17 protein-coding genes, 1 tRNA gene and 5 pseudogenes are annotated in these 23,714 nt (G+C 44.7%); 19 read left to right on the forward strand and 4 right to left on the reverse strand.

Going from position 1 to position 23,714, the window contains the following annotated elements; genetic code table 11:
- From JCM15124_RS06305 to JCM15124_RS06320, 4 genes are all read left to right on the forward strand, one after another.
- On the forward strand, positions 1-1,970 hold a 1,970-nt coding region (locus JCM15124_RS06305; RefSeq protein ID WP_024998751.1), incomplete at its 5' end, for a cobaltochelatase subunit CobN.
- A gap of 6 nt (positions 1,971-1,976) precedes the next feature.
- Entirely contained in the window at positions 1,977-2,675 is a 699-nt protein-coding gene (locus JCM15124_RS06310) for a hypothetical protein (RefSeq protein ID WP_024998752.1), read from the forward strand.
- A gap of 137 nt (positions 2,676-2,812) precedes the next feature.
- Positions 2,813-3,430, forward strand: a complete 618-nt coding sequence (locus JCM15124_RS06315) for a MotA/TolQ/ExbB proton channel family protein (protein ID WP_024998753.1) — start codon at positions 2,813-2,815, stop codon at positions 3,428-3,430.
- A complete protein-coding gene (locus JCM15124_RS06320; protein WP_024998754.1) occupies positions 3,411-3,746 on the forward strand; it encodes a DUF2149 domain-containing protein in 336 nt (111 codons plus the stop codon). The genes JCM15124_RS06315 and JCM15124_RS06320 overlap by 20 nt, the downstream gene beginning before the upstream one ends.
- A 103-nt stretch (positions 3,747-3,849) precedes the next feature.
- Here JCM15124_RS06320 and JCM15124_RS15875 read toward each other — a convergent pair whose 3' ends face one another.
- Complete coding sequence (locus JCM15124_RS15875) at positions 3,850-4,041, reverse strand: hypothetical protein (RefSeq protein ID WP_156930681.1); 192 nt, start codon at positions 4,039-4,041, stop codon at positions 3,850-3,852.
- 78 nt (positions 4,042-4,119) lie between these two features.
- Between JCM15124_RS15875 and JCM15124_RS06330 the strand changes: the two genes are divergently transcribed.
- The 5 genes from JCM15124_RS06330 to JCM15124_RS16515 all read left to right on the forward strand — a co-directional run bounded on the left by JCM15124_RS06330 (position 4,120) and on the right by JCM15124_RS16515 (position 9,564).
- Positions 4,120-5,322, forward strand: a complete 1,203-nt coding sequence (locus tag JCM15124_RS06330; RefSeq protein WP_198019126.1) for a T9SS type A sorting domain-containing protein — start codon at positions 4,120-4,122, stop codon at positions 5,320-5,322.
- A gap of 275 nt (positions 5,323-5,597) precedes the next feature.
- A complete protein-coding gene (locus JCM15124_RS15880) occupies positions 5,598-5,777 on the forward strand; it encodes a hypothetical protein (RefSeq protein WP_156930683.1) in 180 nt (59 codons plus the stop codon).
- A gap of 654 nt (positions 5,778-6,431) precedes the next feature.
- Positions 6,432-7,652: an antiviral reverse transcriptase Drt3a gene (gene drt3a, locus JCM15124_RS06335; protein ID WP_024998756.1), complete on the forward strand. Its 1,221-nt coding sequence runs from the start codon at positions 6,432-6,434 to the stop codon at positions 7,650-7,652.
- A complete protein-coding gene (drt3b, locus tag JCM15124_RS13525) occupies positions 7,649-9,415 on the forward strand; it encodes an antiviral reverse transcriptase Drt3b (protein WP_232220102.1) in 1,767 nt (588 codons plus the stop codon). The genes drt3a and drt3b overlap by 4 nt, the downstream gene beginning before the upstream one ends.
- On the forward strand, positions 9,415-9,564 hold the full coding sequence (locus JCM15124_RS16515) for a hypothetical protein (protein WP_232220103.1): 150 nt from the start codon (positions 9,415-9,417) through the stop codon (positions 9,562-9,564). Before drt3b ends, JCM15124_RS16515 begins: the two co-directional genes overlap by 1 nt.
- Positions 9,565-10,130: 566 nt before the next feature.
- On the opposite strand, the pseudogene JCM15124_RS13530 reads toward JCM15124_RS16515, so the two are convergent.
- Positions 10,131-10,858, reverse strand: a pseudogene (locus JCM15124_RS13530) (SDR family NAD(P)-dependent oxidoreductase).
- 517 nt (positions 10,859-11,375) lie between these two features.
- Here JCM15124_RS13530 and dcm point away from each other — a divergent pair.
- Positions 11,376-12,493: pseudogene (gene dcm / locus JCM15124_RS13535) on the forward strand (DNA (cytosine-5-)-methyltransferase).
- Positions 12,490-13,515 (forward strand): HNH endonuclease, encoded by a 1,026-nt coding sequence (locus JCM15124_RS06360; RefSeq protein ID WP_051527368.1) that lies wholly within the window; start codon positions 12,490-12,492, stop codon positions 13,513-13,515. The pseudogene dcm and the gene JCM15124_RS06360 overlap by 4 nt, the downstream one beginning before the upstream one ends.
- Before the next feature lie 180 nt (positions 13,516-13,695).
- Here the strand turns inward: JCM15124_RS06360 and JCM15124_RS06365 are convergent, their stop codons facing one another.
- Positions 13,696-14,085, reverse strand: a complete 390-nt coding sequence (locus tag JCM15124_RS06365; protein ID WP_024998758.1) for a DUF3127 domain-containing protein — start codon at positions 14,083-14,085, stop codon at positions 13,696-13,698.
- Positions 14,086-14,370: 285 nt separating this feature from the next.
- On the opposite strand from JCM15124_RS06365, the gene dnaN reads away from it, so the two are divergent.
- From dnaN to JCM15124_RS06400, 7 genes and pseudogenes are all read left to right on the forward strand, one after another.
- Positions 14,371-15,495 carry a DNA polymerase III subunit beta gene (gene dnaN, locus JCM15124_RS06370; protein WP_024998759.1) on the forward strand — a complete coding sequence of 375 codons (1,125 nt, stop codon included), beginning with the start codon at positions 14,371-14,373 and terminating at the stop codon, positions 15,493-15,495.
- Positions 15,496-15,569: 74 nt separating this feature from the next.
- The gene (locus tag JCM15124_RS06375) at positions 15,570-16,424 is read left to right on the forward strand and encodes a 3'-5' exonuclease (protein ID WP_024998760.1); all 855 of its coding nucleotides are present in this window, start codon (positions 15,570-15,572) and stop codon (positions 16,422-16,424) included.
- A 2-nt stretch (positions 16,425-16,426) separates the two neighbouring features.
- Positions 16,427-17,628, forward strand: a pseudogene (coaBC, locus tag JCM15124_RS13540) (bifunctional phosphopantothenoylcysteine decarboxylase/phosphopantothenate--cysteine ligase CoaBC).
- Positions 17,564-18,490 (forward strand): type IX secretion system protein PorD, encoded by a 927-nt coding sequence (porD, locus tag JCM15124_RS06385; RefSeq protein WP_051527369.1) that lies wholly within the window; start codon positions 17,564-17,566, stop codon positions 18,488-18,490. The pseudogene coaBC and the gene porD overlap by 65 nt, the downstream one beginning before the upstream one ends.
- An 11-nt stretch (positions 18,491-18,501) precedes the next feature.
- A pseudogene (gene recN / locus JCM15124_RS13545) lies at positions 18,502-20,171 on the forward strand (DNA repair protein RecN).
- A gap of 14 nt (positions 20,172-20,185) precedes the next feature.
- Positions 20,186-21,852 (forward strand): annotated as a pseudogene (locus tag JCM15124_RS13550) (tetratricopeptide repeat protein).
- A 106-nt stretch (positions 21,853-21,958) separates the two neighbouring features.
- Positions 21,959-22,033, forward strand: a tRNA-Arg gene (locus JCM15124_RS06400).
- A gap of 492 nt (positions 22,034-22,525) precedes the next feature.
- On the opposite strand, the gene JCM15124_RS06405 is transcribed toward JCM15124_RS06400, so the two are convergent.
- Positions 22,526-22,891, reverse strand: a complete 366-nt coding sequence (locus JCM15124_RS06405; protein WP_024998762.1) for a hypothetical protein — start codon at positions 22,889-22,891, stop codon at positions 22,526-22,528.
- Positions 22,892-23,098: 207 nt separating this feature from the next.
- On the opposite strand from JCM15124_RS06405, the gene JCM15124_RS06410 reads away from it, so the two are divergent.
- Positions 23,099-23,614, forward strand: coding sequence for a HutD/Ves family protein (locus JCM15124_RS06410; RefSeq protein WP_024998763.1), 516 nt, complete (start codon positions 23,099-23,101; stop codon positions 23,612-23,614).
- Positions 23,615-23,714: the final 100 nt, after the last annotated feature.

A 23,714-nucleotide genomic window follows, 5' to 3' on the forward strand; every position in this document is an offset into this window, starting at 1 on the left:
CTGCAATGGGTAAAAGCATGCCAAAGGGTATGCCGATGCACGGCAAAGGCGACAGTTCCGCTCCTATGGGACACGGTGGCAAGATGCCTGCAATGGGCAAAAGCATGCCGATGGGCAAGTCTATGCACGGCAAACATGGCGATGCTCCGTCTATGGGGCACGGTGGCAAAATGCCTGCAATGGGCAAATCGATGAAAGGAAAGTCCATGTCGGGTATGCCTCCGAAGGGTATGGCGGCAATGGTAGCTATGATGAAAGATAAGAAAAAGTCGTATAGCAAAGAAGAAAAAGCCTTCGCCTTTGCCGTAAGAGAACTTGAACGAACCCTTAAAAGCATCGGTAAGTACAAGCAATATCTCTTGGCGAGTCCGCAAATGGAACTCGAAAGTATGATAAACGCAATGAACGGAGGCTACACAGCCCCCTCTCCGGGCGGCGACCCGATAGTCAATCCGAACACGTTGCCTACGGGTAGAAACCTCTTCGGCATCAATGCTGAGTCTACACCGAGCGAAGCTGCATGGGAAAAAGGCAAGCAATTGGCTGAAAATACGATAGAGATTTATAAGCGACGCCACAACGGCGAACTCCCGCACAAGGTTAGTTACACGCTCTGGAGTGGCGAGTTCATAGAGACGGAAGGTGCTACGATAGCACAAGTGCTTTATATGCTGGGTGTAGAACCTATACGCGACTCGTTCGGGCGTGTGAGCGACCTGCGCCTAATCCCCTCAAAGGAATTGGGCAGAAAGCGCATCGACGTGGTTGTACAGACTTCCGGACAGCTCCGCGACCTTGCTGCATCGCGCCTTTTCCTCATCAACAAGGCAGTGGAAATGGCTGCCAATGCCAAGGACGATGCGTTCGAGAACGAAGTTTCAATCGGTATGAAAGCGGCAGAACGCCACCTTACCGAGAAGGGAGTGTCGCCCAAGGAGGCACGCAAATTGGCTTCGCAACGCATCTTCGGCGGTATGAACGGCAATTACGGCACGGGCATACAAGCAATGGTGATGAGCGGCGACCGCTGGGAAAAGCGTGAGGAGATTGCAAACACCTATATCAACAACATGGGAACGTTCTATGGCAGCGAGAAAGATTGGGAGCAATACAACAAATATGCTTTCGAAGCTGCCCTCACCCGTACCGATGTTGTGGTGCAGCCGCGCCAGAGCAACACTTGGGGAGCGTTGAGTCTCGACCACGTCTACGAGTTCATGGGCGGATTGAACCTCGCCGTGCGCCACGTAACGGGTAAAGACCCCGACGCATACTTAAGCGATTATCGCAACCGCCACAACGTGCGTATGCAGGAAGTGAAAGAAGCGATAGGCGTAGAAAGCCGTACCACCATTCTGAACCCTGTATATATAAAGGAGAAAATGAAGGGCGGAGCAAGTGCGGCAGGCGGTTTTGCCGAGGTAGTGGAGAACACTTACGGCTGGAACGTGATGAAACCGAAAGCCATAGATAAAGAACTGTGGGACGACATCTATCAGGTGTATGTGAAAGACAAGTACAATCTCGGCACGCAAGCCTTCTTCGAGCAAAAAAATCCGGCAGCCCTGCAACAGATTACTGCCGTTATGCTCGAAACAGTGCGCAAGGGAATGTGGAAGGCAACGCCGCAACAGGTGGCAGACATAGCCAAGTTGCACGTGGAATTGGTGAAGAAATACAAGCCGTCAGGTTCTGCTTTCGTTACCGACAATGCGAAGTTGCGCAACTTCATCGCCTCTAAGGTAGAGCCAAATCAAGGCAAGGAGTATCAACAACAGATAGACCGAATGCGCAATGCCGTTGCCAACGCCGACAAAGGTACGGTGATGAAACGCGAAGATATGTCGCAAAAGGTAGAGCAACACACGCCATTGCTCGAGAAAGGCGTACTCGTGGGCGGTGCAGTATTGCTCCTCGTGGTACTGTTGATATTTGTTGTGCGCAAGCGTCGCAACACCAATGCAGAATAAAGCACGATGGAAACCGTAGTTGTCATTCTCTTTATACTCGTCTGTTTCAGCTTTTTGCTGAAACAGACTTTCGCCCACGCCCTGCAAATAGGCATTACGGCTGTGGCAGCAATGGTATTCATGGGGTTGGCGTGGCGCGGTGCCATCTTGCAGTCGTCTACGCAGATAGCCGGCTGGCTTGCCGATACCGACTTGGTGCGCGACATTTCCGTCCTGCTCAACATAGACGTGCTTATGGCAACAGCATTTTGTTTGTTGGCCGCCGATGTGGAAGTGTCGGGGCGCATTCGCCGCAAAGTGCGCCTGCTGTTTGCTTTCCTGCGTTTCTTCCCCGGCATTATGATTGTTCCGATGATGTTCGGCATACTTGTCGAAACTATCTTTGCTTTTCCCGGCGAAGACTTTTCGCTCATCGCTTGGACGCTCGGCGGTGTCTTCTGCATAGCCATTCCGCTCTTCACATACATCATAAAACGCCTGCTGCCCGAAACTTTCCTCCGCTTGGAGCTGCTCTTTCTCTGCAATTTGCTTATTGCGCTGATGGGCATTGTGGCAACGGTGAACGGCAAAACGACAGTGGTGGGAACCGACAGCACCAACCTTGAAGCCCTTGCAGGCACGGTCGTGCTTGTTGCCGTCTTAGGTATCGTGGGCATGGTGTGGCAACGCCGGCACACGAAAAGGCAAATCAAGCGAATGGATTGATGGCTCGGCATCGGTTAAATCCAAATCGGTCATTAAGTCCTTGACCGGTTTATGCAAATGCGTCCTAATGACCGATTGGGGTTAAAAGCACTTCGGTATCAAACGAAATAAACATCAGTATAAACTAAAAACAATTTATGAATTACATAACAGACATACTTTATTGGATTTCATCGGGACTTCTCGTGCCCGTAATTCTTATTCTCATCTTCTTCTTTCTGCGTTCGTTGCTGCTCTTGGGCGGCTTTTTCAGCCAGTATCTCACGATGCGACAGAGCGGCACAATGCTGCACCGGGAAGTGAAAAACCTAACAGCCGACAACCTTTCTTCGCTTTCCGAACGCCTGCCAAAGGGCAAACTGCCTGTGGCTGCTTGCATTGCAAAGATGCTGGAGCACCGCGACAGTGCTGCAAAGGTGAACTATCTGCTCGACGAATACGAGTATATGGTGGAGCGCGAACTCGAAACACCGAAGATGTTTACGAAGATGGGACCCATGTTGGGCTTGATGGGAACCCTCATTCCGATGGGTCCGGCACTCGTCGGCTTGTCTTCGGGCGACATCGCATCGATGGCTTACAACATGCAAGTGGCGTTTGCCACCACCGTTATCGGCTTGTTTGCCGGCGGCATCGGCTTCGTCGTGAAGTCGGTTCGGCAGCGTTGGTATCGCCGCGATATGGGTGCACTCAACTACATTGCCGATATGTTGAACGAAAACCATAACAGCAACCATGAGAAGACGACAGATTAGGCTCAGCCACGACGAGGACGACGACCCGATGAGCGTAGTCGGAAACCTCTTCGATGCGGCAATGGTGTTTGCCGTGGCACTGATGGTGGCACTCGTAACCCACTATAAGATGACCGAAATGTTCAGCACCGAAGATTTCACCGTGGTGAAAAATCCGGGAAAGCAAAACATGGAAATCATCTCGAAGAAGGGCAAACAGATAGACCGCTATACGCCGTCGAAGAACCAAGACGCCAAGTCGGGCAACAAGGGCAAGCGTGTGGGCACGGCTTATCAGTTGGAAAACGGCGAAATCATCTATATCCCCGACGAATAAAATAGAACTTGCAATAGGTTAGCCTTACCGGCACAACCAAAGAAAACGCTCGCAATGAAGGTGCAAAACCTTTGTTGCCTGCCCCCTCTGTGCGCTCGTCAATCTACAGACATCGAAACCATAAACCCCAAATCGGTTCATTAGCGTCATTGACCGGTTTTGTTCGATTGTCGAGCAGATGTGCCAACATTTCATCGAAGGCGTAGCGGGCTACGGCGAGATGGAATGGTTGCGCAGATGCCGGCAAGCGGCTGAAACCGGTAAGGAAGCATGACGGAATAACAAATCCAAGCAAATGCGTCCTAATAACCGATTGGGGTTAAACAATCAATCTATATATATTTATTTTTTAAAAACTAAGTTTCACTTTATTATGAAAAGAATCTTACTATTAATGATCGCACACGTACTGTGTGCAAGTGTATGGGAAGCAAAAGCGCAAAGCGCAGCACCCAATCCGTTCTATGCCAATCCGGCAGTGTACAAACATCGCATTAACACGATGGACTTCGACTTGCAAGTCTTCAAGTATCTCTACACTCCCGACAATCGCATAGAGAAAGAAGTTGTTTCCGATACCGAAGGAAACATGATGTACGAGAAGCATTACACGTACGATGCGAATGGTTACCTGCTCAAACAGGAAGAGTACAGACGCGGCAACTCGGCAGAAGAACCGCTGAAACTCATCAAGCGCGATACCTACACGCGCGACCAACAGGGCTACATCACCGAGATTGTCTGCGCATTGCTGCAAGATATGGACTATCCCGGTGTGGAACTCACCGACATGTTCCGTATAAAGCTGACCTACGATGGCAACAGACGCATCGAGCGCGGCGAGGTTTTCTATTATCTTGTCGATGGCGGCGTATGGGAAGAAACACCCCACATCTGCCAATTAACCTACAACGAAAAGGGACAGCTCGCAAGTTACGACCGCTCGCAAGATGGTGCTAACATCTACAAAGAAGAGTTTTATTACGACGAAGACGGTCGCAACACATCGGTTAAGTACATTCCCGGACCGGTATCGCAGGGCGACGTAGTCTACGAACGTTCGTACGAGTACGACGACGACGGCGACATCGTAAGGACAGAAAGCACTACCGGTTTCGTTTTCACCTACGAATACGACAAAACCAAGCTCGCTTCCGAAACCTTCGTCCCACGCCTTACCACAGCCAACTTCTTCCTCTTGGGTTCGCGCAACGACGCCATCTTCTCGGCTCTGCCGGCCAACTACGGTTCAAAACACGCCGTAAAGAGCGAAGAGAGCAACATGGACACGCACATGACGACAAACTATGTGCCTACCGAAGCTACGGGCATCAACCCCGCTTTCGCAGGTACGGCAAAGCAAATCAACCGCCTCAGCATAGAGAACGGTGTACTCTACATCAACGTAGGTAAAGCAGCCATCGGCGAAGTGGTGCGTGTTTACGACGCACAGGGCATCAGCCACCTGTCTGCCTATATCACCGACGCCGACAACGTTTACAATGTAAAGCACCTCAAGGCAGGCGTGTATGTTGTAAAACTCGGCAAAGAAAGCAGAAAAATCATCGTAAAATAACCGTTGGAGTGGGGTAAACAAACGTTTTCGTTCAGCCAGATGAGCACTACCAAATCTATTTGAGCATTGCCACGGCGAGAAAACGCACTTTTCGAGGAACGAGAAAAGAACAATCCGACACTACAAACGTAGGGGGCAAACTTGTTTTTGCCCCCTTTATTTATGCCCAAACCCCAAGTCCCACCTTTACAAACAGCACGGCTTGCGGTTGTTTTTCCCCTCTATAATCATATCAGAAATCCAAGTATCCATTCGGAAAGGCGAAACGATAGGCTTTGTTTTTCTCCCTATATTCGTGCCCGAAGTCCAAAGCAACCACACCTTACACCGATTGGGGCGATGTAGTCCTGCCCCTATATCCGTGCCCAAAGTCCAAGACAACCACACCGTGGGGCATTCCGCTGGCAGGTTCGCAATCTCGTTTTACGGGCAGAAAACAAGCCATAAATCTGTAATTATTTTTCGCAAACATAGCTGTCGCTTAACTCTCTGCCCATCAGTGCGTTACAATACCTATTGTTTGGCGTTCTTAAACCGTAGGTTTTGCACGGTAAAAGCGTAGGTTTTGCATTGCAAAACCTACGCTTTCGCAACGCCAAACCGATTATATCACTTTTTAACAGAATTATCTTTACAAAATCTGATAAACCAAACGAGGCATTATAAGTTACTACCGGTATCCTGAAAATGGCTGCCGAACAAACTTGCAATTATACAGAGAAAGCGAGGAGCTTACATTTTAAGATGCACATTCACTTTAAAAATCTCTTTTGGAATATATAGTTTCAAAAACTCTTCCATATTTTTGATATATTAATTTTTATAGTTATCTTTGCAGAACAATTTATAATTACTATATAATACTTTTGACAATAAGTGAAACTAAAGACCGTAATAGCAGAATGTACTGCATACAACTCTAAGATAATACTTGAAAAGAAGAAGCCGAGAAGTTGGCTTAAAAGCATAATTACTTTTACCAATGGCTTGGAAGAATCTTTATTTCTTAGTGTCAATAGTAATAGTATACCTAATGGGGTTGGTCGATATTCTAATGTGTATAATACTAACACTCAGTAGAAGTTCATAACCGCCTAAATAAAGAATATATGTATTCACAATCGTTCTCACCATATAATTTATATTCTTGCGTTACCCAAAGTGAGCGTAGGAATTACGGACTGAGTAAAGAAGACTTTATTCAGAAATTGGAATTATGTGTTGGCAATACCATAGATGGAGGTCGGTATGATTTTAAAATTAAGACTTTAGGAGATTTATACCTCAACGATCAACCAAGAGATTCTATGGAATACCTTTGTCAGGATTTAATTCTGCGTAAGTTATATAACAATATCAAGCGCATATATAGAGTTGAGCAATCCAATCGTGATCAAATTGTGAAACAGATAGTTTCGTTGTTGAAAGAGGAAACCCCCAAATGGATTATTCGTATTGATATACGACATTTCTATGAAACCATTAATCGTAATCAGATAATAGAGAATTTCCAAGCAAAAGGCAGATTAAGTCGTCAATCGATAAACTTACTTATAAAGCTTTTTTCAAATCCAGTAATAAGCTCTAACAAAGGGTTACCTCGTGGTTTAAGTATAAGTTCCGTAATGTCAGAACTTTATATGAAGTATTTTGACTTAGAAATTCGCAGAATGAATGGCGTCTACTATTATGCACGATTTGTAGATGACATCATTGTGTTTTGTAGTAGTAAAAGATATCAAGAGGAGGTATGGGAAGAGATTCCTAAGATTTTGTCTAATATAAACCTGCAACTTAATGATTCTAAATCACACAAATGGAATGCTCATATACCGGTTAAACCTATAGATACCAGCAAACTAAAACATAAAGAACTTACCTATCTTGGTTATAAGTTTATCCCCCAAGAGGACTGTAACTTGGAAATTACAATAGCAGACAAAAAAATAAATACAATAAAAACTCGTATTACAAAGAGTTTTGTTCGTTTTGCTAAAGATGGAGACTTTAGTAAACTTAAGAATAGAATCAAGTTCCTTACAGGCAATTTCACTCTTTATAATCCGTCTACCTTGCTCCCTATTAAGGTTGGAATCTATTTCAATTATAATATGATAACCGACAAGACGCCATTATACAATCTTGATAAATATTACCAAAGACTGTTGCATTGCAAGAGAGGACGTTTGGGTACAAGGTTAGCTGTAAAGATGTCCCCCGACCAACGAAAGGATTTATCCAAGTATTCTTTCTTCTTTGGCTTTGAAAAGCATGTGAATCATTTTTTTACCTCTGCAATGCTTGCAGATATAAATAATTGCTGGCGATGAGTAAAGATATAAATCTTAACAACAAATATAGAGTTCTTCTGACAGAGGTCTTACCGTATGAACTTCCTTTGATACTCGATAATGAAGGTTTCTATTTGAATATGCAGAATGAAGAGTTAAAACAGATATTCTATGAAACTTTCAAGGGGAAACTAAAGAAATGGACAATTCCATTTGATTATTCCGTACGTAAATACGGTGGAGATAAGAGTCGCAAGCTCAGTTTAATGCACCCTTTTACTCAATTATCGTGTGTTGACTTTTACACTAAATATGATTACTATATACTTTCGCTTTGTAGTAATAGCCCATTCTCTATTCGCTACATTGCAGACCGTGCCAAATGCATTTTCAAAGCAGAAGATACAGAAGAGGTGGAAACCAAAAGTCAACAGAACAATATTGAAATACAAGATGGTGAAATAGAAAAACGTTACCGCTCATACTTTAGTTATAAGCGGTATGATATGATGTATAAATTCTTTACCAGTGGTGATTATCTACGTCTCGAACAGAAATATACCCATCTGATGAAAATGGATATTGCCAGTTGTTTCTATCATATATACACTCATACAATTGCATGGGCTATCAAAGGTAAAGAACAAGCTAAAAGCCTAATAGGTAAACCAACATTCGAAAAGGAGTTTGACACGCTCATGCAACATACCAACTATAATGAAACGAATGGAATTATCGTAGGTCCGGAAATTTCACGTATATTCTCAGAAATCATCTTACAACGTATAGATATCAATGTACTTAATCGACTTAAGCAAGAGCCATACTCTTTAAAACTGGGTCGTGATTATGAAGTCAGGAGATATGTAGATGATTATTATATTTATGCAAATAGCAAAGACTGCCTTCTATCAATACTTGAAGTCTACAAGGAAGAGCTTGAGACCTACAAACTTTATATCAACGAGAGTAAACTTGAATTTTTAGAACGGCCTTTTGTCTCGAATGTATCTGTTGCAAAAAGAGAAATTAGTAGTCTGATATCAGACATTTCTGAACGTCTATTAGCAAAAGATGATAGTAAATACAAATATGCTATAAAGAACGAAATGAAGTATTTCTCTTCCATTGTGAACAATTTCCGTTCGATAACATACAGATATAGTCAGAAGTATGGCACATTGAATAGATATTTCCTCGTTCTAATAAAATCACAACTTGAAAGAGAGTTCAAAAAAGAGAGTGCCGCCAATGCAACCGCTGGACTACTACTAATGTATGTTGAGGTTTCCTTTTATGTGTTTTCGTTGGATATGAGTGCCTCTGCATCAATAAAGATTGGTCGTATTTTAGATTATCTTTACAAATGGGCTGAGAAATGTACAGACAAAACAATACTACCTGAAATGGAAATTCGTATCTACCGTGAAGTAAAACGCTGTTTAGATATTTATGAAGTTAACAGAAAAGCAGGAGAAACCAATCTTGAAGCACTTAACCTTATGATTTGTCTTAGCCATTTAATGAAAACTCCAATACCACGTGCACAATTGATTAGTCTTTTCAATATTTCTGATGGTGATTCTATAGAATACGAACATAAAAACTACTTCCAAATTTGTATACTTCTATATATAATTGGTCAAGATGCAGAATATGAGGATATTCGAATAAAGATTTTAGAAGAAGTTAAACGTCGACTAAAAAAAGAAAATGCAATGTGGTATGCTGACAATGCCATGCTCTTTTTTGATATTTTAGTATGCCCATTCGTCAGAAGGATGAAAAAAAAGATATACTAATGAACGCCTATGGCTATAAAAAAGAAGATGAAGCATATACTAAATTGGAAATATACAATAAAACAAAGCGATGGTTCTTCAACTGGGATAAAACACAAGACCTTTCAGAGTTGTTATCCAAAAAGGAGTATCATTCGCCATACGAGTAATAAATTAAGGGAATCAGCGAACGCCCGAAGAGACAGTTCTGCGGTAACTAACTTTGATCAAATTAAGGAACCGATGTGAATATACGTTCTATTGGATTTGCTAGTAACGTTATATCGCATGCGTGCGATAATGTTAACTATTGAATGCATTTGCAATGAAGAAAGAACGAGAGGAGTAATCCTCACACACTAATGACCCCCAAAGGCGTAGCAGATTCCCTTTTATAACATTTGCATTGTCATTTCTACTAATACAAACTAGAATTTAAGTCTTCATTTTATTAAATGTGGACGGATTGCGGGGGCGAAATTCATTTCGTTCTTATATTCATGTTGCTGTTTCTTCGGTGTCAGGAAGGTGGTAAATCGCACCCCCTACCTCCGAAGTACATTGTAAATCCTATGCTTTTGCAGTGCCGGAAATGTTTTCGGAAACAGCCTTGAGCAAGGAAAAGGAAATCAATTCCGCCGAAAATATCGCTTGCTCCTTATTCTTATTGTTGCCGTCCGATAAAGCGTTTGAGGGGCGCATCGGCTTTCTATGCACCTGTATGCAAGGTATCCGGTTAGTTGTTCAGCTTCATTCGTCTCCAAATCCGGTTCGGAATACGTCGCCACAGGGCTGTAAAAATTCGCCAACGACCATCGATTACGCAGACGTGGCGTTTTCTTTCTATGGCTTTCATAATGCTTTTTGCCACATTCTCGGTCTTCATCAGCATAGGGAAGTGAGAAGATTCTGACAACAGCGGAGTGTCTACGAAACCGGGACGAATATCCGTGAAACGAATGTCATAACGGTTGTTGGCTGCCAACTGTTCCAAGGCTTGCAGGTAGGTGTTCTGCATAGCCTTCGTGGCACTGTAGGCAGGAATGGCTCCCAAGCCTTTTGTGCCTGCCACGGAAGTGATGCAGACAATGTGTCCGCCGCCGTGTGTGGCGAAATAACGATAGCTTCGCCCACCATACGCACAAAACCGAGACCATTGGTCTGCATTGTTTTCATTTCTTTTTCAGGGTCTAAAGTCGGATTTTTCCACCCGATGCCCGCTGAATGGAAATAAAGGTTCAGTCCTCCCATCTGCTCTATGAGCCGGTAAAGAGCCTCGTCCGCCTTCTCGTCGGTTACATCAATCTGCGCTGTGAAGACGCGTTCCGGAGCACAGATTTTCAAGTCTTCCAACTTTTCCTTGCGGCGTGCTGCCACGCCAACTGTCCACCCTTGCATGATGAGGAGCCTTGCCACCTCATGCCCGATGCCGCTGCTGGCACCTATTACAATTGCTCTTTTCATAGTTCAAAAATTGATTTGTTACCTGTCTGTTAGCTTCAGTGTGTAAGTTGTTCTTTTACAAAGATAAGAAAAAAGTATCAAACCACCAAAAAACGTCCATCTTTCGTTGCCCGAAAAGTGCGTTTTCTCGCCATGGCAAGGTTCAAATCGGTTGGGCACTGCCCATTGGGTTCAACAAGAATATGGATTTTGCAGGGTAAAAGCGTAGTTATCACTTTCTTTCAGCGACGTTATCTTTATAAAAACGTTCGGAGTGAGCATTTCAATATAGAAAATAACCACACAAAAAGCACATTATTTCTCTAAAAAATTGCTATCTTTGCTTCCAATTATGGCAACAGCAGAACAATATATAAGAGAAGATAGTAAACGAATATCATATATAAAGTCTTTGGTTAAAGAAAAAGCCGAAGACTTAATACTTATTCCTGAATCGCAAGCAACACCAATTTCAAGAAAAAAATCTTGGAAAGATTTAGATTTCTCTCACCCTCAAAGAACAATAAGACTTGGTACCATGTTTAGTGGCATAGGTGCTATTGAACACGCTCTGCAAAGATTAAAGTTAAATCATCGTATAGTCTTTGCCGGCGATATAGATACTAAATGTAAACAAAGCTACTTTGCTAATTACGATATAAAGGAGGAAAACTGGTTTGATGATGCAAGAACTTTTGATGCACGAAAGTATAAAGGACAAGTTGATTTGCTTGTCGGTGGCGCACCATGTCAGGCATTTTCAATGGTCGGTAAACGTTTAGGTTTTGAAGATGCACGAGGAACTCTCTTCTATGAGTTTGCACGTGTCATTAAAGAAACCCAACCCAAAGTCTTCATTTTCGAAATGTTAAAGGCTTGATCAATCATGATAAAGGCAGAACATGGATGGTTATGCATTCTATTTTCTCCGAATTGGGCTATCAAGTAAATTACCGAATCCTCAACAGTAAGGATTATGGAATCCCTCAACACCGAGAAAGAATATTCTGTATCGGTTTTCATACGCCAACGAAGTTTTCTTTTCCGGCTCCCATTAAATTGGAATATATAATGTATGATTTCTTGGAAGATTATGTTGATACGAGATATTTCCTCAAGGAAAAAGGTATTAAGTTCGTTACCAGCCATAAGAATAGGATTAAGTGCTATACACAAATCAATGGTGATATAGCTTTATGCCAAAAACGTAATCAACAATTTAACTGGCATGGAGACTTTATTTATCACCCCATGGCTATTGATGAGGTTCCCGAAGAAGACTTTGATGAATTCATATTTAACGTGAAAGAAGTAGAGGAGAAGTATTACTTATCAGAAAAACTACGTAATTATGTACTTTGCCCGGGAACGAAAAATTTTAGTACAAGGATAGAAACCGACCTTGATATTGCACGTCCCCTTTTACATTCGATGCATAAAATGCACCGTGCAGGTGTTGATAACTACGTTACACACAAAGGACGAATTAGGAAATTAACGCCAAGGGAATGCCTCCGTCTTATGGGATTTAAGGATTCTTTCAATATTGTAGTCTCAGACACTTCAGTTTATCAACAGGCAGGAAATTCGATAGTGGTAGACGTGTTAATAGCTCTACTCAAACAAATGGATATAACAAAATACGGCGAATTATGATACTATTAGGAAACGAAAAATTTAATTTGATAGACGTGTTTCCCAAAATTTTGGCTATTCCCGATAGCTTTGTAGTTAGAAACAATAAGATACAAACAACAACAGATAAAAGAAAAGAAAGCCATGGGGAGGCAAAGCTATATATTTCCTCAAAAGATACCATGCGAGAATTCTATGGGCAAGAAGGATTTCGCGTTACTTGCTTTATGTTAAAGCAAGACCTTATCAATTATCTCAATACACTCAAAATTGAGTATCTGAATCCTTCACAGAATTATCGGGGAATGGAGAATTTATCGACCTTATGGACTGAAAGAATGAACAAAATAGTTCATTTACAAAATGAGATTATCACTTTTGAGATTTCCGATCAGAAACAAATAAAAGGGCCAAGAGGATACGTTAATTCATCTGATGCAGGTTATCAACTTATTAGAGAACTATCATTACCATTGGTCAGTTATATACTCGTTAAGAAACTTACAGACACGGCCGGCAACGAACTTTACTACTGGAAATTATTCGTAGATTTTGATGCCATCAAGCAAATGAAGTCATTGCCCACGATATTTGCATACGGAAAAGGAAAACAGCAACTACAAGAGGTTGATAAAACTGAAAAGAAAATAGAAGAAGAGGTTAATTCAATAAAGAAAGGAAGAGAAGGACAGCAAAAATATCGTGAGAAATTATTAGAACAATGCTCATATTGCCCATTTACTATGGTTGCCGACGATCGTCTACTCATAGCCAGTCATATAAAGCCTTGGGCTGTATCTAATGAAAAAGAACGTATAGACCCATACAACGGTTATATGCTTACACCTACATACGACCGACTGTTTGATCAAGGCTTTATTACATTCACAGAGGATAGACATGTTCATATCTCTAATTTCCTATCTAATCGTACATGTAAGTTGCTGGGATTGGAAGACGATAAATTTATTCAAATGCTTCCTATGGATGAGAAAAGAATAAAATATCTTGAATTTCACAGACAATTTGTATTTAAGGGATAACCAATTGAACGATATTACTATTCTATTATATCAAAGGCTATGAAGAAGAGAAAATATTTAAGTTCTACTCGACAAAACAACTTTTAAGGAAAACAAAGAGGGGCTAAAACCGGCGAAATGCGGTTTTAGCCCCTCTTTTAGTTTATTGTAAGGCACGCCCGACGCTGCCTTTACCGAACTTTAGAACGGTAGGTCGTCGGCTGCGCTGTCTGATGCAGCGGGTGGGAATGGTTCCTGACTTCCTCCTGCCGGTGCTTGTGGGGCAGCAGCGGGCGGCACGCCGGCAGCCTGTGCAGCTGCGGCATCGACTCTCTGAATGTTCCATGCACGAATGTTGTTGAACCATCTGCCGTTATATTCGTGTGCATCGATGTCGAAACTTACGATGATTTCCTCGCCTGCCTTGATGGCAAACTGGTCGATACGGTCGGCACCGAAGATATTGAAGACCATTTTTCTTGGATATTGGTCGTGCGTCTCGATAACATACTCTTGTGATTTCCACGGACCACGTGCCGATGTTCCCTCGCGTGGCTCTAATACTGCAATGACTCTTCCTTGTAATTCCATATTATATTTTGCGGTGTTATTAATAAATTTGTTTCTTTAAATACTTTGCATAAGTAAGCTGTGGTGGGGGTGTTCGGGTGCAAACACGCGTACCACTCGCCGGCATAACTTTGGCGAAATTACTAAAATAGTTCTAAAAACAAAAACTTTTACCTGTAAATTTTGTTTTTCACATGGCTTTTTCGTATTTTTGTACGTTGAAGAAGAATATTTCGCTTTTAAGCCTGTGTGCTTATCGGAACTTCTTGCAGAAAATGAGTTATAACTAAAAATATATAGGAACTAATGAGATTTACTATTTCAAGCACTGCCTTGAGCAGTAGATTGCTGTCGCTTTCGCGTGTTATCAACAGCAAAAATTCTTTGCCAATATTAAACTGTTTCGTATTCGATGCGCAGAACGGTCAGCTCACAATCACTGCTTCAGATAGCGAGAACGTTGTCCGCATGTCGATAAATCTTGATTCACTCGAAGGTCAGGGCAAGTTTGCAGTAAATAACCACAATATCCTCGATGCGGTGAAGGAACTTCCCGAACAACCACTCACCGTAGATGTGAATATGGGCGAACACACTATTTATATAAGCTATCAGAATGGTTCTTACAATTTCCCCATCTTAGATGCCGACGAGTTTCCTATCCCACAGCCTGTTTCTGCCGATGCAACAAACATCACGCTGAGTGCGGAAGTGCTGGTAGATAACATTACACGTTCGCTTTTCGCTACTGCGCAAGACGAGCTTCACCCCGTGATGAACGGTGTGTACTTCGACCTCACGGCCGACAGCTTGGCTGTTGTTGCCACCGACGGACACAAGTTGGTGCGCAACAGAGTGTTCTCTGTAAAGAACGACGTGCCTGCAGCTTTTATCTTGCCCAAAAAGCCGGCAGCATTGCTGAAAGGTTTTATAGCAAAAGAAGGCAGCGACGTTGTAGTGCGCTTCGATTCGCGCGCAGCCGAATTCTCGTTTAGCGAGGGCAATTTGGTTTGCCGACTTATCGATGGGAAATATCCGAACTACAACAGCGTAATTCCGGAAAACAATCCTTATCAAATCACCATCGACCGAAAGTCGCTCATTGGTGCTATCCGTCGCGTGTTGCCATTCGCAAGCGATTCTTCACAGCTCATTCGCTTCCACATAGCAAACGGACAGTTAGACCTTAGTGCAGAAGACATCGACTTCTCAACAAGCGCAAAGGAGAGCATGACCTGTACCTACGAAGGCAACCCTATGAGCATCGGCTTCAAGGGTAGCAGTATCTTGGAAATACTAGGCAACCTGCAAAGCGAAGAGGTAAACATACAGTTGGCAGACCCATCGCGCGCCGGACTCATTGTTCCGGTGGAACAACCTGAAGGCGAAAATGTGCTCATGCTGGTGATGCCGGTATTGCTCAACGATTAATTAAGAAAGAAACAAGAGTCGTGGGCAGATTTTTTTAAGAAGTCTGCCCACATATACATTATAATAATAGCAGAATGTTATTAAACTTAAAGAAGCCGTTAATTGTTTTCGACTTGGAAACAACGGGGCTCGACCTTGTAAAAGACCGTATCATACAATTATCGTATATAAAGGTATTCCCTGATGGGAAAGAAGAAAGAGAAAACCTTTACATCAACCCTGAGAAAGAAATTCCGCAAGAGGTAGAAGAACTTACAGGCATCACCAACGACGATGTGGCCGCCGCACCAACGTTCAAAGAAAAGGCAGCCGAACTGGCTGATAAGTTCACGGGCTGCGATTTTGCCGGCTTCAACTCCAATCGTTTCGATATTCCGTTGTTGGCAGAAGAATTCCTCCGGGCAGGCGTAGACTTCGATTTCTCAAAGTGCCGACTCATCGATGCACAAAATATTTATCACAAAATGGAACGCCGAAACCTTGCCGCTGCTTACGAATTTTATTGTGGCAGAAAGATGGAAGACGACTTCACAGCCCATAAAGCCAACGAAGACACGGAGGCAACGTGGCGCGTTTTGCAAGGACAGATTAAGATGTACTCTGCTGAAAACCAAGACGAACCGGACCGCATACTGAAGAACGACATAGCCGAACTGGCAGAGTTCTCGCGTATGAACGACAACGTAGACTTTGCCGGACGCATCGTTTGGAAAGATGTTACCGACAAAGACGGCAAAACCTTGCTCGACGAACACGGACAGCCGCGCCGCCACGAGGTGTTCAACTTTGGCAAATATCGTGGGTGGGACGTGGCTGAAGTGCTACGCAGAGACCCCGGTTTCTATAGCTGGATATTGTCGAGCGACTTCACCTACAACACCAAACAAGTGCTCACACGCATTCGTCTTCGCGAATTTAACAATCGATAGTCATGCTCAAAGGAAAGAAAATCGTTCTCGGCATCACGGGTTCCATTGCCGCATATAAAAGTTGTCTTATCATTCGCCAACTCGTAAGGCAGGGGGCAGAGGTTCAGGTAGTCATAACGCCCGGTGGAAAAGAGTTCATCACCCCTATCACACTGTCGGCACTGACACAGAAACCGGTCATCAGCGATTTCTTTTCTCAACGCGACGGCACGTGGCACTCGCACGTAGACCTCGGTTTGTGGGCCGATGCCATGCTCATTGCACCCTGCACAGCCTCGACATTGGGCAAAATATGCCACGGCATAGCCGACAACATGCTCGTTACGACCTACCTTTCCATGAAAGCTCCCGTGTTCGTAGCTCCGCAATGGACCTTGACATGTACAAGCATACCGCTACACAAGCAAACATCGACATGCTGAAACGCAGGGGAAACCACATTATAGAAGCCGGCAGTGGCTTCTTGGCAAGCGGATTGGAAGGCAAGGGACGCATGGAAGAACCCGAAGTCATCGTGGCTTTTTTAGACCAATATTTCGACAACAATGCTGCTATCACGCAGGATTTAAAGGGAAAGAATGTGCTGATAACTGCCGGACCTACATACGAAAAGATAGACCCCGTACGTTTTATAGGCAACTACTCGTCGGGAAAGATGGGCTTTGCCCTTGCCGAAGAGTGTTTCAAGCGAGGTGCCAACGTTACACTCGTCGCCGGACCTGTACATATAGCGTGCTCGGAGGGCATCAACCGCATAGATGTAGAAAGCTGCGAGCAGATGTACGAAGCCTGTCAGCAAGCCTTTCCTGTTGCCGATGCTGCCATACTGTGCGCCGCCGTGGCTGATTTCAAACCGCTGAACTTCTCGGAAACAAAGATTAAACGTGGAAAGGACAAACTGCACATCGACCTGCAACCCACCCACGACATTGCAGCCGCTTTGGGACAACGGAAGAAAAGCCGACAACGCATCGTCGCTTTCGCATTGGAAACAAACAACGAAGAAACAAACGCTTCGGCAAAGTTGGTGAAAAAGAATGCCGATTTCATCGTGCTGAATTCCACACGCAACGCCGGTACAACTTTCCGGTCGGACGACAACCAAATAACGATTATTTCAAAAGGAGGAAAGAAAGAATATGAAAAGAAGCGTAAACACTTGGTGGCTCGCGACATTATTGACGAGCTGGTTTCTATTCTTTAACAACCACGCCACAGCGCAGGAGTTGCAAGCAAAGATAACCATCAACCACAACCAGATACAGGGTACGGACAAGTCGGTGTTCGAGAACTTGCAGCAAACCCTCGAACAGTTTGTGAACGAACGACAATGGACAAACCTGAAGTTCCAGAAGAACGAACGCATTGTTTGCAACTTCAACATCACCGTTACAAAATACGACCAAAGCAGCAATGCTTTTACCTGTACGGCACTCATACAGGCGAACCGACCTGTCTACAACTCGGCATACACCTCTACATTGTTCAACATTAAGGACGCCGACTTCAACTTCGAGTTTGCGCAGTTCGACCAAATAGAGTTCAACGAAGAAAACATCGACAACCAGCTCACGGCTCTTTTCGGCTACTACGCTTATCTCATCATCGGCTTAGACCTCGATTCGTTCTCACCTATGGGCGGCGAAGACATTCTGCAACGCTGCATGAACCTTACCAACAATGCGCAGAACCTTAGCTTCACCGGTTGGAAAGCATTCGAAAACTCGAAGAACCGCTTCGCCATCATCAACGATTACCTCGACGGAGGTATGAAACCCTTCCGCCAACTGCAATACGACTACTACCGAACAGGCTTGGACGAAATGGCAAACAGTCCTGAACGAGGCAGAACAAACATAACAACAGCTTTGGAAACCGGTCTGAAAAAGGCGCACGAAGATAAACCCATGAGCATGTTACCACAGATTTGGACAGACTACAAGAAAGACGAACTTGCCAATATATACCATAAAAAGGGCACGCAAAAGGAGAAAGAGGCTGTCTACGAAATTCTTTTCGGCATCAATGCAAGCCAGAACGCATCGTGGGACAAGATTAAACAATAATACAAACAACTATGCTCAAGCATCTTTATATAAAGAACTTCACGCTCATCGACCAATTAGACATCGACTTTCGCAACGGTTTCTCCGTTATCAGCGGCGAAACAGGTGCAGGAAAAAGCATTATTCTCGGAGCTATCGGCTTGCTTTTAGGCAACAGAGCCGACAGCAAACAGATAAAGCAAGGCGAGAAAAAATGCGTCATCGAAGCAACGTTCAGTCTGCCAAAAGGTGCGTTCGACACGTTCTTTACCGACAACAACATCGACTTCGATGCCGATGAAACCATTCTGCGACGCGAAGTGGGCAGCAACGGAAAGTCGCGTGCATTTATCAACGACACGCCCGTTGCCCTGAATTTGATGCGCGAAGTGGGCGACCAGTTGGTGGATATTCATTCGCAACACCAGAATTTGCTTTTGCAAAAAGAAGACTTCCAACTTAACGTTATCGACATATTGGCTGCCAACGACAAGGAAATGGCAACCTACAAAAGCACCTTCAAGGCGTATAAAGATGCTGAAAAAAGGTTGGAACAAATAAAAAAGCAACTGAAAGAGAACGCCGAAAACGAAGAGTTTATGCGCTTTCAGCACGAAGAACTGTCAGGTGCGAACCTGCAAGAGGGGCAGCAAGAGGAACTCGAAGCCGAAAGCAAGACCCTTTCGCACGCAGAAGACATCAAGCATCGCTATACAATGCCGACAATGCACTGAACGACGACGAGTCCGGAGCAGTGAAACAGCTGAAGTCTGCCGCCGAAGCCATAACGAACATTGCCCACGTTTTCCCTAAAGCCGAAGAACTTTGCAACCGTCTCGACACCGCTTATATAGAGGTGAAGGACATTGCCGAGGAGATAAGCAGGGCGACCGGCGACATTGATTTCGACCCCAACAGGTTGGATTATATCAACGAACAGCTCGACAAAATATACCATCTCGAAAAGAAATTCCACGTGGAAACCATCTCCGATTTGCTCGCAATACAAGCCGAACTGAAGCAGAAGTTAGACGGAATAGACAACAGCGACGAACTGCTGAAGGAAGCCGAGCAGGAACTTACTGCGAAACAAGCCGACTGTACCCGGCAGGCAGCCCTGCTGACCAAAAGCAGAGAGAAAGCTGCAAAAGCCATTCAGAAGGAAATGAAAGAGAAACTCGTGCCCATGGGCATACCCAACGTGCAGTTCGACATTCGGTTCGAGCCTAAACCACCGGCTGCCGACGGTGCCGATAAAGTGCAATTCCTTTTCTCTGCCAACCGCAACAGTCCGCTGCAACCCATTGCACAAGTGGCTTCGGGGGGCGAAATAGCCCGCGTCATGCTCTCGCTCAAGGCTATGATAAGCGGTGCCGTAAAGCTGCCAACCATCATTTTCGACGAAATAGACACAGGCGTAAGCGGCAAGATAGCCCGGCAAATGGCTTTCGTAATGCAGCAAATGGGCAGCAACAACAAGCAGGTAATCTCCATTACACACCTTCCGCAGATTGCAGCATTGGGCACAACGCATTATAAAGTGGAGAAACACGACACTCCGATAGGCACCACCAGCCGACTAAGAGAACTGACAGCCGACGAAAGAGTTGTCGAAATAGCGCAAATGCTCTCCGGTTCAGACATCTCCGAAGCTGCCTTGCAGAATGCCCGCGAACTGTTAAACAGCAACCAACCCTCGTAAACGACCATAGAATTATGAAAAGAACAAAGATATTTTTCCTCCTTCTCGCCCTCTATATCGGCATCGCTACAACGGCGAAAGCACAGTCTGCGGCAGTGAAAAAGGCTGCCAACGCCACTTTCACGCTTACCACATTCGACCCGAAAGGCTCTATCCTGTCTACCACAAACGGTGTTTTCGTCTCAACCGACGGCATCGGCATCAGCACGTGGAAGCCATTCGCAGGAGCAGCCAGAGCCGTAGTCATCGACAATAACGGTCAGAAATACAATGTGGAAACAATGCTCGGTGCCAACGAGATATACGACGTGGCAAAGTTCAAGGTAAGTGCAAAGACCGCTGCACTCCCATTCGCGCCTTCGGTTGCCGACAATGCCGGCGCGTGGGTGGTAATGCCTGCCAAGTCGGGCGACCCGATAAAAGCCAACGTAAGCAAGGTGGAAAAGTTCATGGAAAAATACAACTACTGCGTGCTCGCCACCTCAGCACCCGAGAAAAACAACGGTGCGCCCCTCGTAAACGACAAGGGACAGCTCGTAGGAATATACAACAATTCGGGCACATCGCAGAGCGCAACCGATGCACGCTATGCCAACGACTTCGTATTGATGGGACTTTCGCAGAACGACCCGACCCTGTTGCAATGCGGCATCAGAATAGGACTGCCCGAAGAGGCCGACGAAGCCGTTCTCGCACTCATGCTGTCGTCTTCAAAGATTGATGAAATAAGAACAGCCACCATAAACGATTTCCTGCAAAAGTTCCCGGCACTGAACAACGGCTACATCGCCTTGGCAACCAACTTGTTCGGTAAAGGCGACATCGGCGAGGCAGAAAAGGTGCTGCTCCAAGCCATTGCGAAGGCGAAAGCAAAGGACGAAGCCCACTACAACTATGCCCGCCTTATGTATCAGGGAGCCGTAACCGCAGCACTCACAGAAAAGGCAAAGGCGCAAGGGTGGACGTTAGACAAAGCCATGAGCGAAGCTGAGAAAGCCCACAAACTAAACCCGTTGCCCGTTTACAAGCACCTTCAAGCACAAATTACATACGCAAAAGGCGACTACAAAAAGGCATATCAAGACTTCGAGGCACTCACAAAAACCCAAATAAAGAACCCCGAACTCTATTTGGAAATGGCACAATGTCAGGAAAATCTCAACGGAAACGACGAAGAAATACTATCGCTCTTGAACCAAAGCATCGAACTTTGCGACACGCCTTACACGCAAACCGCAGCCCCATTCTTCCTTGCGCGTGGACAGCAATCAGACAAAATGGGCAAATATCGCGAAGCAATAAAAGACTTCTACACCTACGAATATCTTTATGCAGGCATCTTGGGAGCCGACTTCTACTACATGCGCGAACAGTGCGAAGTAAAAGGAAAGCTGTGGCAACAAGCCTTGCAAGACATCTTAATAGCCGCCCGGCTCGATCCGGCAGAACCCATCTACTGTGCCGAAGCAGGCAGCTTGTTGCTCCGACTCAACAAATTTGAAGAAGCCATCGTAGCCGCACAACAAGCCGTAGCACTGAAGGCGGACTATGCCGAAGCCTACCTGATACTCGGAATAGCCTTGTGTCGGAACAACCAAAAGCAAGAAGCATTGCCAACATAGAGAAAGCAAAGAGTTTGGGCAACACCCAAGCCGACACTTTCCTGAACCAATTCAAGTAAGAAACCAACCGACAATACACCCCGACTTGAGTTAATTCGGAGAAAAAACTTAACGGATAATTTGGTCAGAACGAATAAAAGCAGTAATTTTGCACCCAAATTCAGCGGTTCCGTAGCTCAGCTGGATTAGAGCAACAGCCTTCTAAGCTGTGGGTCTTGGGTTCGAATCCCAACGGAATCACGAATAAACGAAAAACGAGGAAGTTCGCCGGACTTCCTCGTTTTTTCGTTTATATATTGCCACATTGCCACTATTCCGGCGCAGTAGGAACGTTAGTTCGGCATAAGAAAGCAGGTGAAACAAGCTATTTCGCAGATGCTTTTAAGCAAATTCTTTGATGAAACCGGGAGAGATTTTCGGCTCGACTTTGTAAAGATAATTCTGTTAAAAAGTGATATAATCGCTTTGGCGTTGCGAAAGCGTAGGTTTTGCGATGCAAAACCTACGCTTTTACCGTGCAAAACCTACGGTTTAAGAACGCCAAACAATAGGTATTGTAATGCACTGACGGATAGATGGTTAGGCGATAGTTATACTTGCGAAAAATATTTACGTTTTATTACGCTCTTTTTGTTCATGTTTACGTTGTGTGCTGCATACATACACACGGTGCCGATGATGTTGCTGCGCTGTGCGTGGCGCACTTACATGCTGCGGAGAAAGGGTGGGGGATTATGGCTTTTCCGTCTGTGCTTCCCACTCTTTCATGGCTTCTTTCCAATCCGTAACCTCTCCGTTGGCAATGGCTTCTGCCTCTCGGCGTGCCGCATCGCGCGCCTTGTCGCGTGCTCGCTTTGCCTTCATGTCGGCAATAGTCTGTTCGTCGAGAATAGCGATAGCCCCACGACGTATCGCATCATGCAGTTCTTCCTCGCCAAAGGCTTTGCCGGGCCGGTTGAAATCGGAGATGTTGAACTCGTAATCCACACGCAATTCGTGGCGCACGAGTTTCTGTTGGTGGCGGTTGCCCGCATTTTTAAGTCGTAAGAGTTTTGCTATTTTCTTTATTTCGCTTTCCGAAAACTTATTTCTTCCCATCAGTTGCTGTTTAAATAATGCTTATTGGCATTTGCATTTCTACTGCAAATATACTGCTTTTCGTTCATAACACCAAATATCCAATGCAGTTTCACCTTCCCCCACGCAGCAATTATCCGCACGAAAACGAGGGGTTTTCGGAATTAAATTTATATATTTGCAGTGTTAAAACAACTACGATGAATAAATAAAAATGCTTCGGAAAACATGGAAATAACAACTCAAGAACAGTACAAAACCACGATGTGGAAGGGCGGAACCACACGACAGATATTCATCAGTCCTGCTGACGGCGACTTATCGGCACGCCGTTTCGACCTGCGCATATCGTCTGCCATCATCGACCTGACGGAAAGCGACTTCTCCGACTTCACGGGCTTCACCCGATACATTCTCCCTTTGGAGGGCGAAATAACGTTGCTGAAAGACGGACGACGCATACCGCTATCGCACAACGAGTTATACAGGTTTGAAGGCGATGAGGCTGTAAGTTCCGAAAACACAAAGGGAGCTATCGACTTCAACATTATCGTGCGGCACGGCATTGACGTTGAAGTGGGCATCGTGCAGGACGAATGCTTCAACGACGGTCGGAAAACGGTGGTGTTTGCACTCGAAGACATCTTCATCGACGGCGAACGCATCGGCAAATACAACACTGCCACCCTCGAAACACCGTTCCGTTTGAAAGGAAAAGCTGCCGTAGTGAAGTTCTCCAAATAGCGTGAAGTCTGCATAAGAAAGCTGGTGAAGCAGGCTACCTCGCAGACGTTTTTAAGCAAGTTCGCCAATGAAACAACGAGCGTTTTTCGGTTTAATATTG

It is taken from the genome of Prevotella falsenii DSM 22864 = JCM 15124 (assembly GCF_000613945.1).
Lineage (GTDB): Bacteria > Bacteroidota > Bacteroidia > Bacteroidales > Bacteroidaceae > Prevotella > Prevotella falsenii.

Excerpts from the sequence above, each read along its gene's own strand:
- drt3b (WP_232220102.1), top strand. The coding sequence starts at position 7,649 with ATGAGTAAAGATATAAATCTTAACAACAAATATAGAGTTCTTCTGACA.
- JCM15124_RS06360 (WP_051527368.1), top strand. The coding sequence starts at position 12,490 with ATGATACTATTAGGAAACGAAAAATTTAATTTGATAGACGTGTTTCCC.
- JCM15124_RS06410 (WP_024998763.1), top strand. The coding sequence starts at position 23,099 with ATGGAAATAACAACTCAAGAACAGTACAAAACCACGATGTGGAAGGGC.
- JCM15124_RS06405 (WP_024998762.1), bottom strand. The coding sequence starts at position 22,891 with ATGGGAAGAAATAAGTTTTCGGAAAGCGAAATAAAGAAAATAGCAAAA.
- JCM15124_RS06375 (WP_024998760.1), top strand. The coding sequence starts at position 15,570 with ATGTTATTAAACTTAAAGAAGCCGTTAATTGTTTTCGACTTGGAAACA.
- JCM15124_RS06365 (WP_024998758.1), bottom strand. The coding sequence starts at position 14,085 with ATGGAATTACAAGGAAGAGTCATTGCAGTATTAGAGCCACGCGAGGGA.
- JCM15124_RS06315 (WP_024998753.1), top strand. The coding sequence starts at position 2,813 with ATGAATTACATAACAGACATACTTTATTGGATTTCATCGGGACTTCTC.
- dnaN (WP_024998759.1), top strand. The coding sequence starts at position 14,371 with ATGAGATTTACTATTTCAAGCACTGCCTTGAGCAGTAGATTGCTGTCG.
- JCM15124_RS16515 (WP_232220103.1), top strand. The coding sequence starts at position 9,415 with ATGAACGCCTATGGCTATAAAAAAGAAGATGAAGCATATACTAAATTG.
- porD (WP_051527369.1), top strand. The coding sequence starts at position 17,564 with ATGAAAAGAAGCGTAAACACTTGGTGGCTCGCGACATTATTGACGAGC.
- JCM15124_RS06310 (WP_024998752.1), top strand. The coding sequence starts at position 1,977 with ATGGAAACCGTAGTTGTCATTCTCTTTATACTCGTCTGTTTCAGCTTT.
- JCM15124_RS06320 (WP_024998754.1), top strand. The coding sequence starts at position 3,411 with ATGAGAAGACGACAGATTAGGCTCAGCCACGACGAGGACGACGACCCG.
- JCM15124_RS06330 (WP_198019126.1), top strand. The coding sequence starts at position 4,120 with ATGAAAAGAATCTTACTATTAATGATCGCACACGTACTGTGTGCAAGT.
- drt3a (WP_024998756.1), top strand. The coding sequence starts at position 6,432 with ATGTATTCACAATCGTTCTCACCATATAATTTATATTCTTGCGTTACC.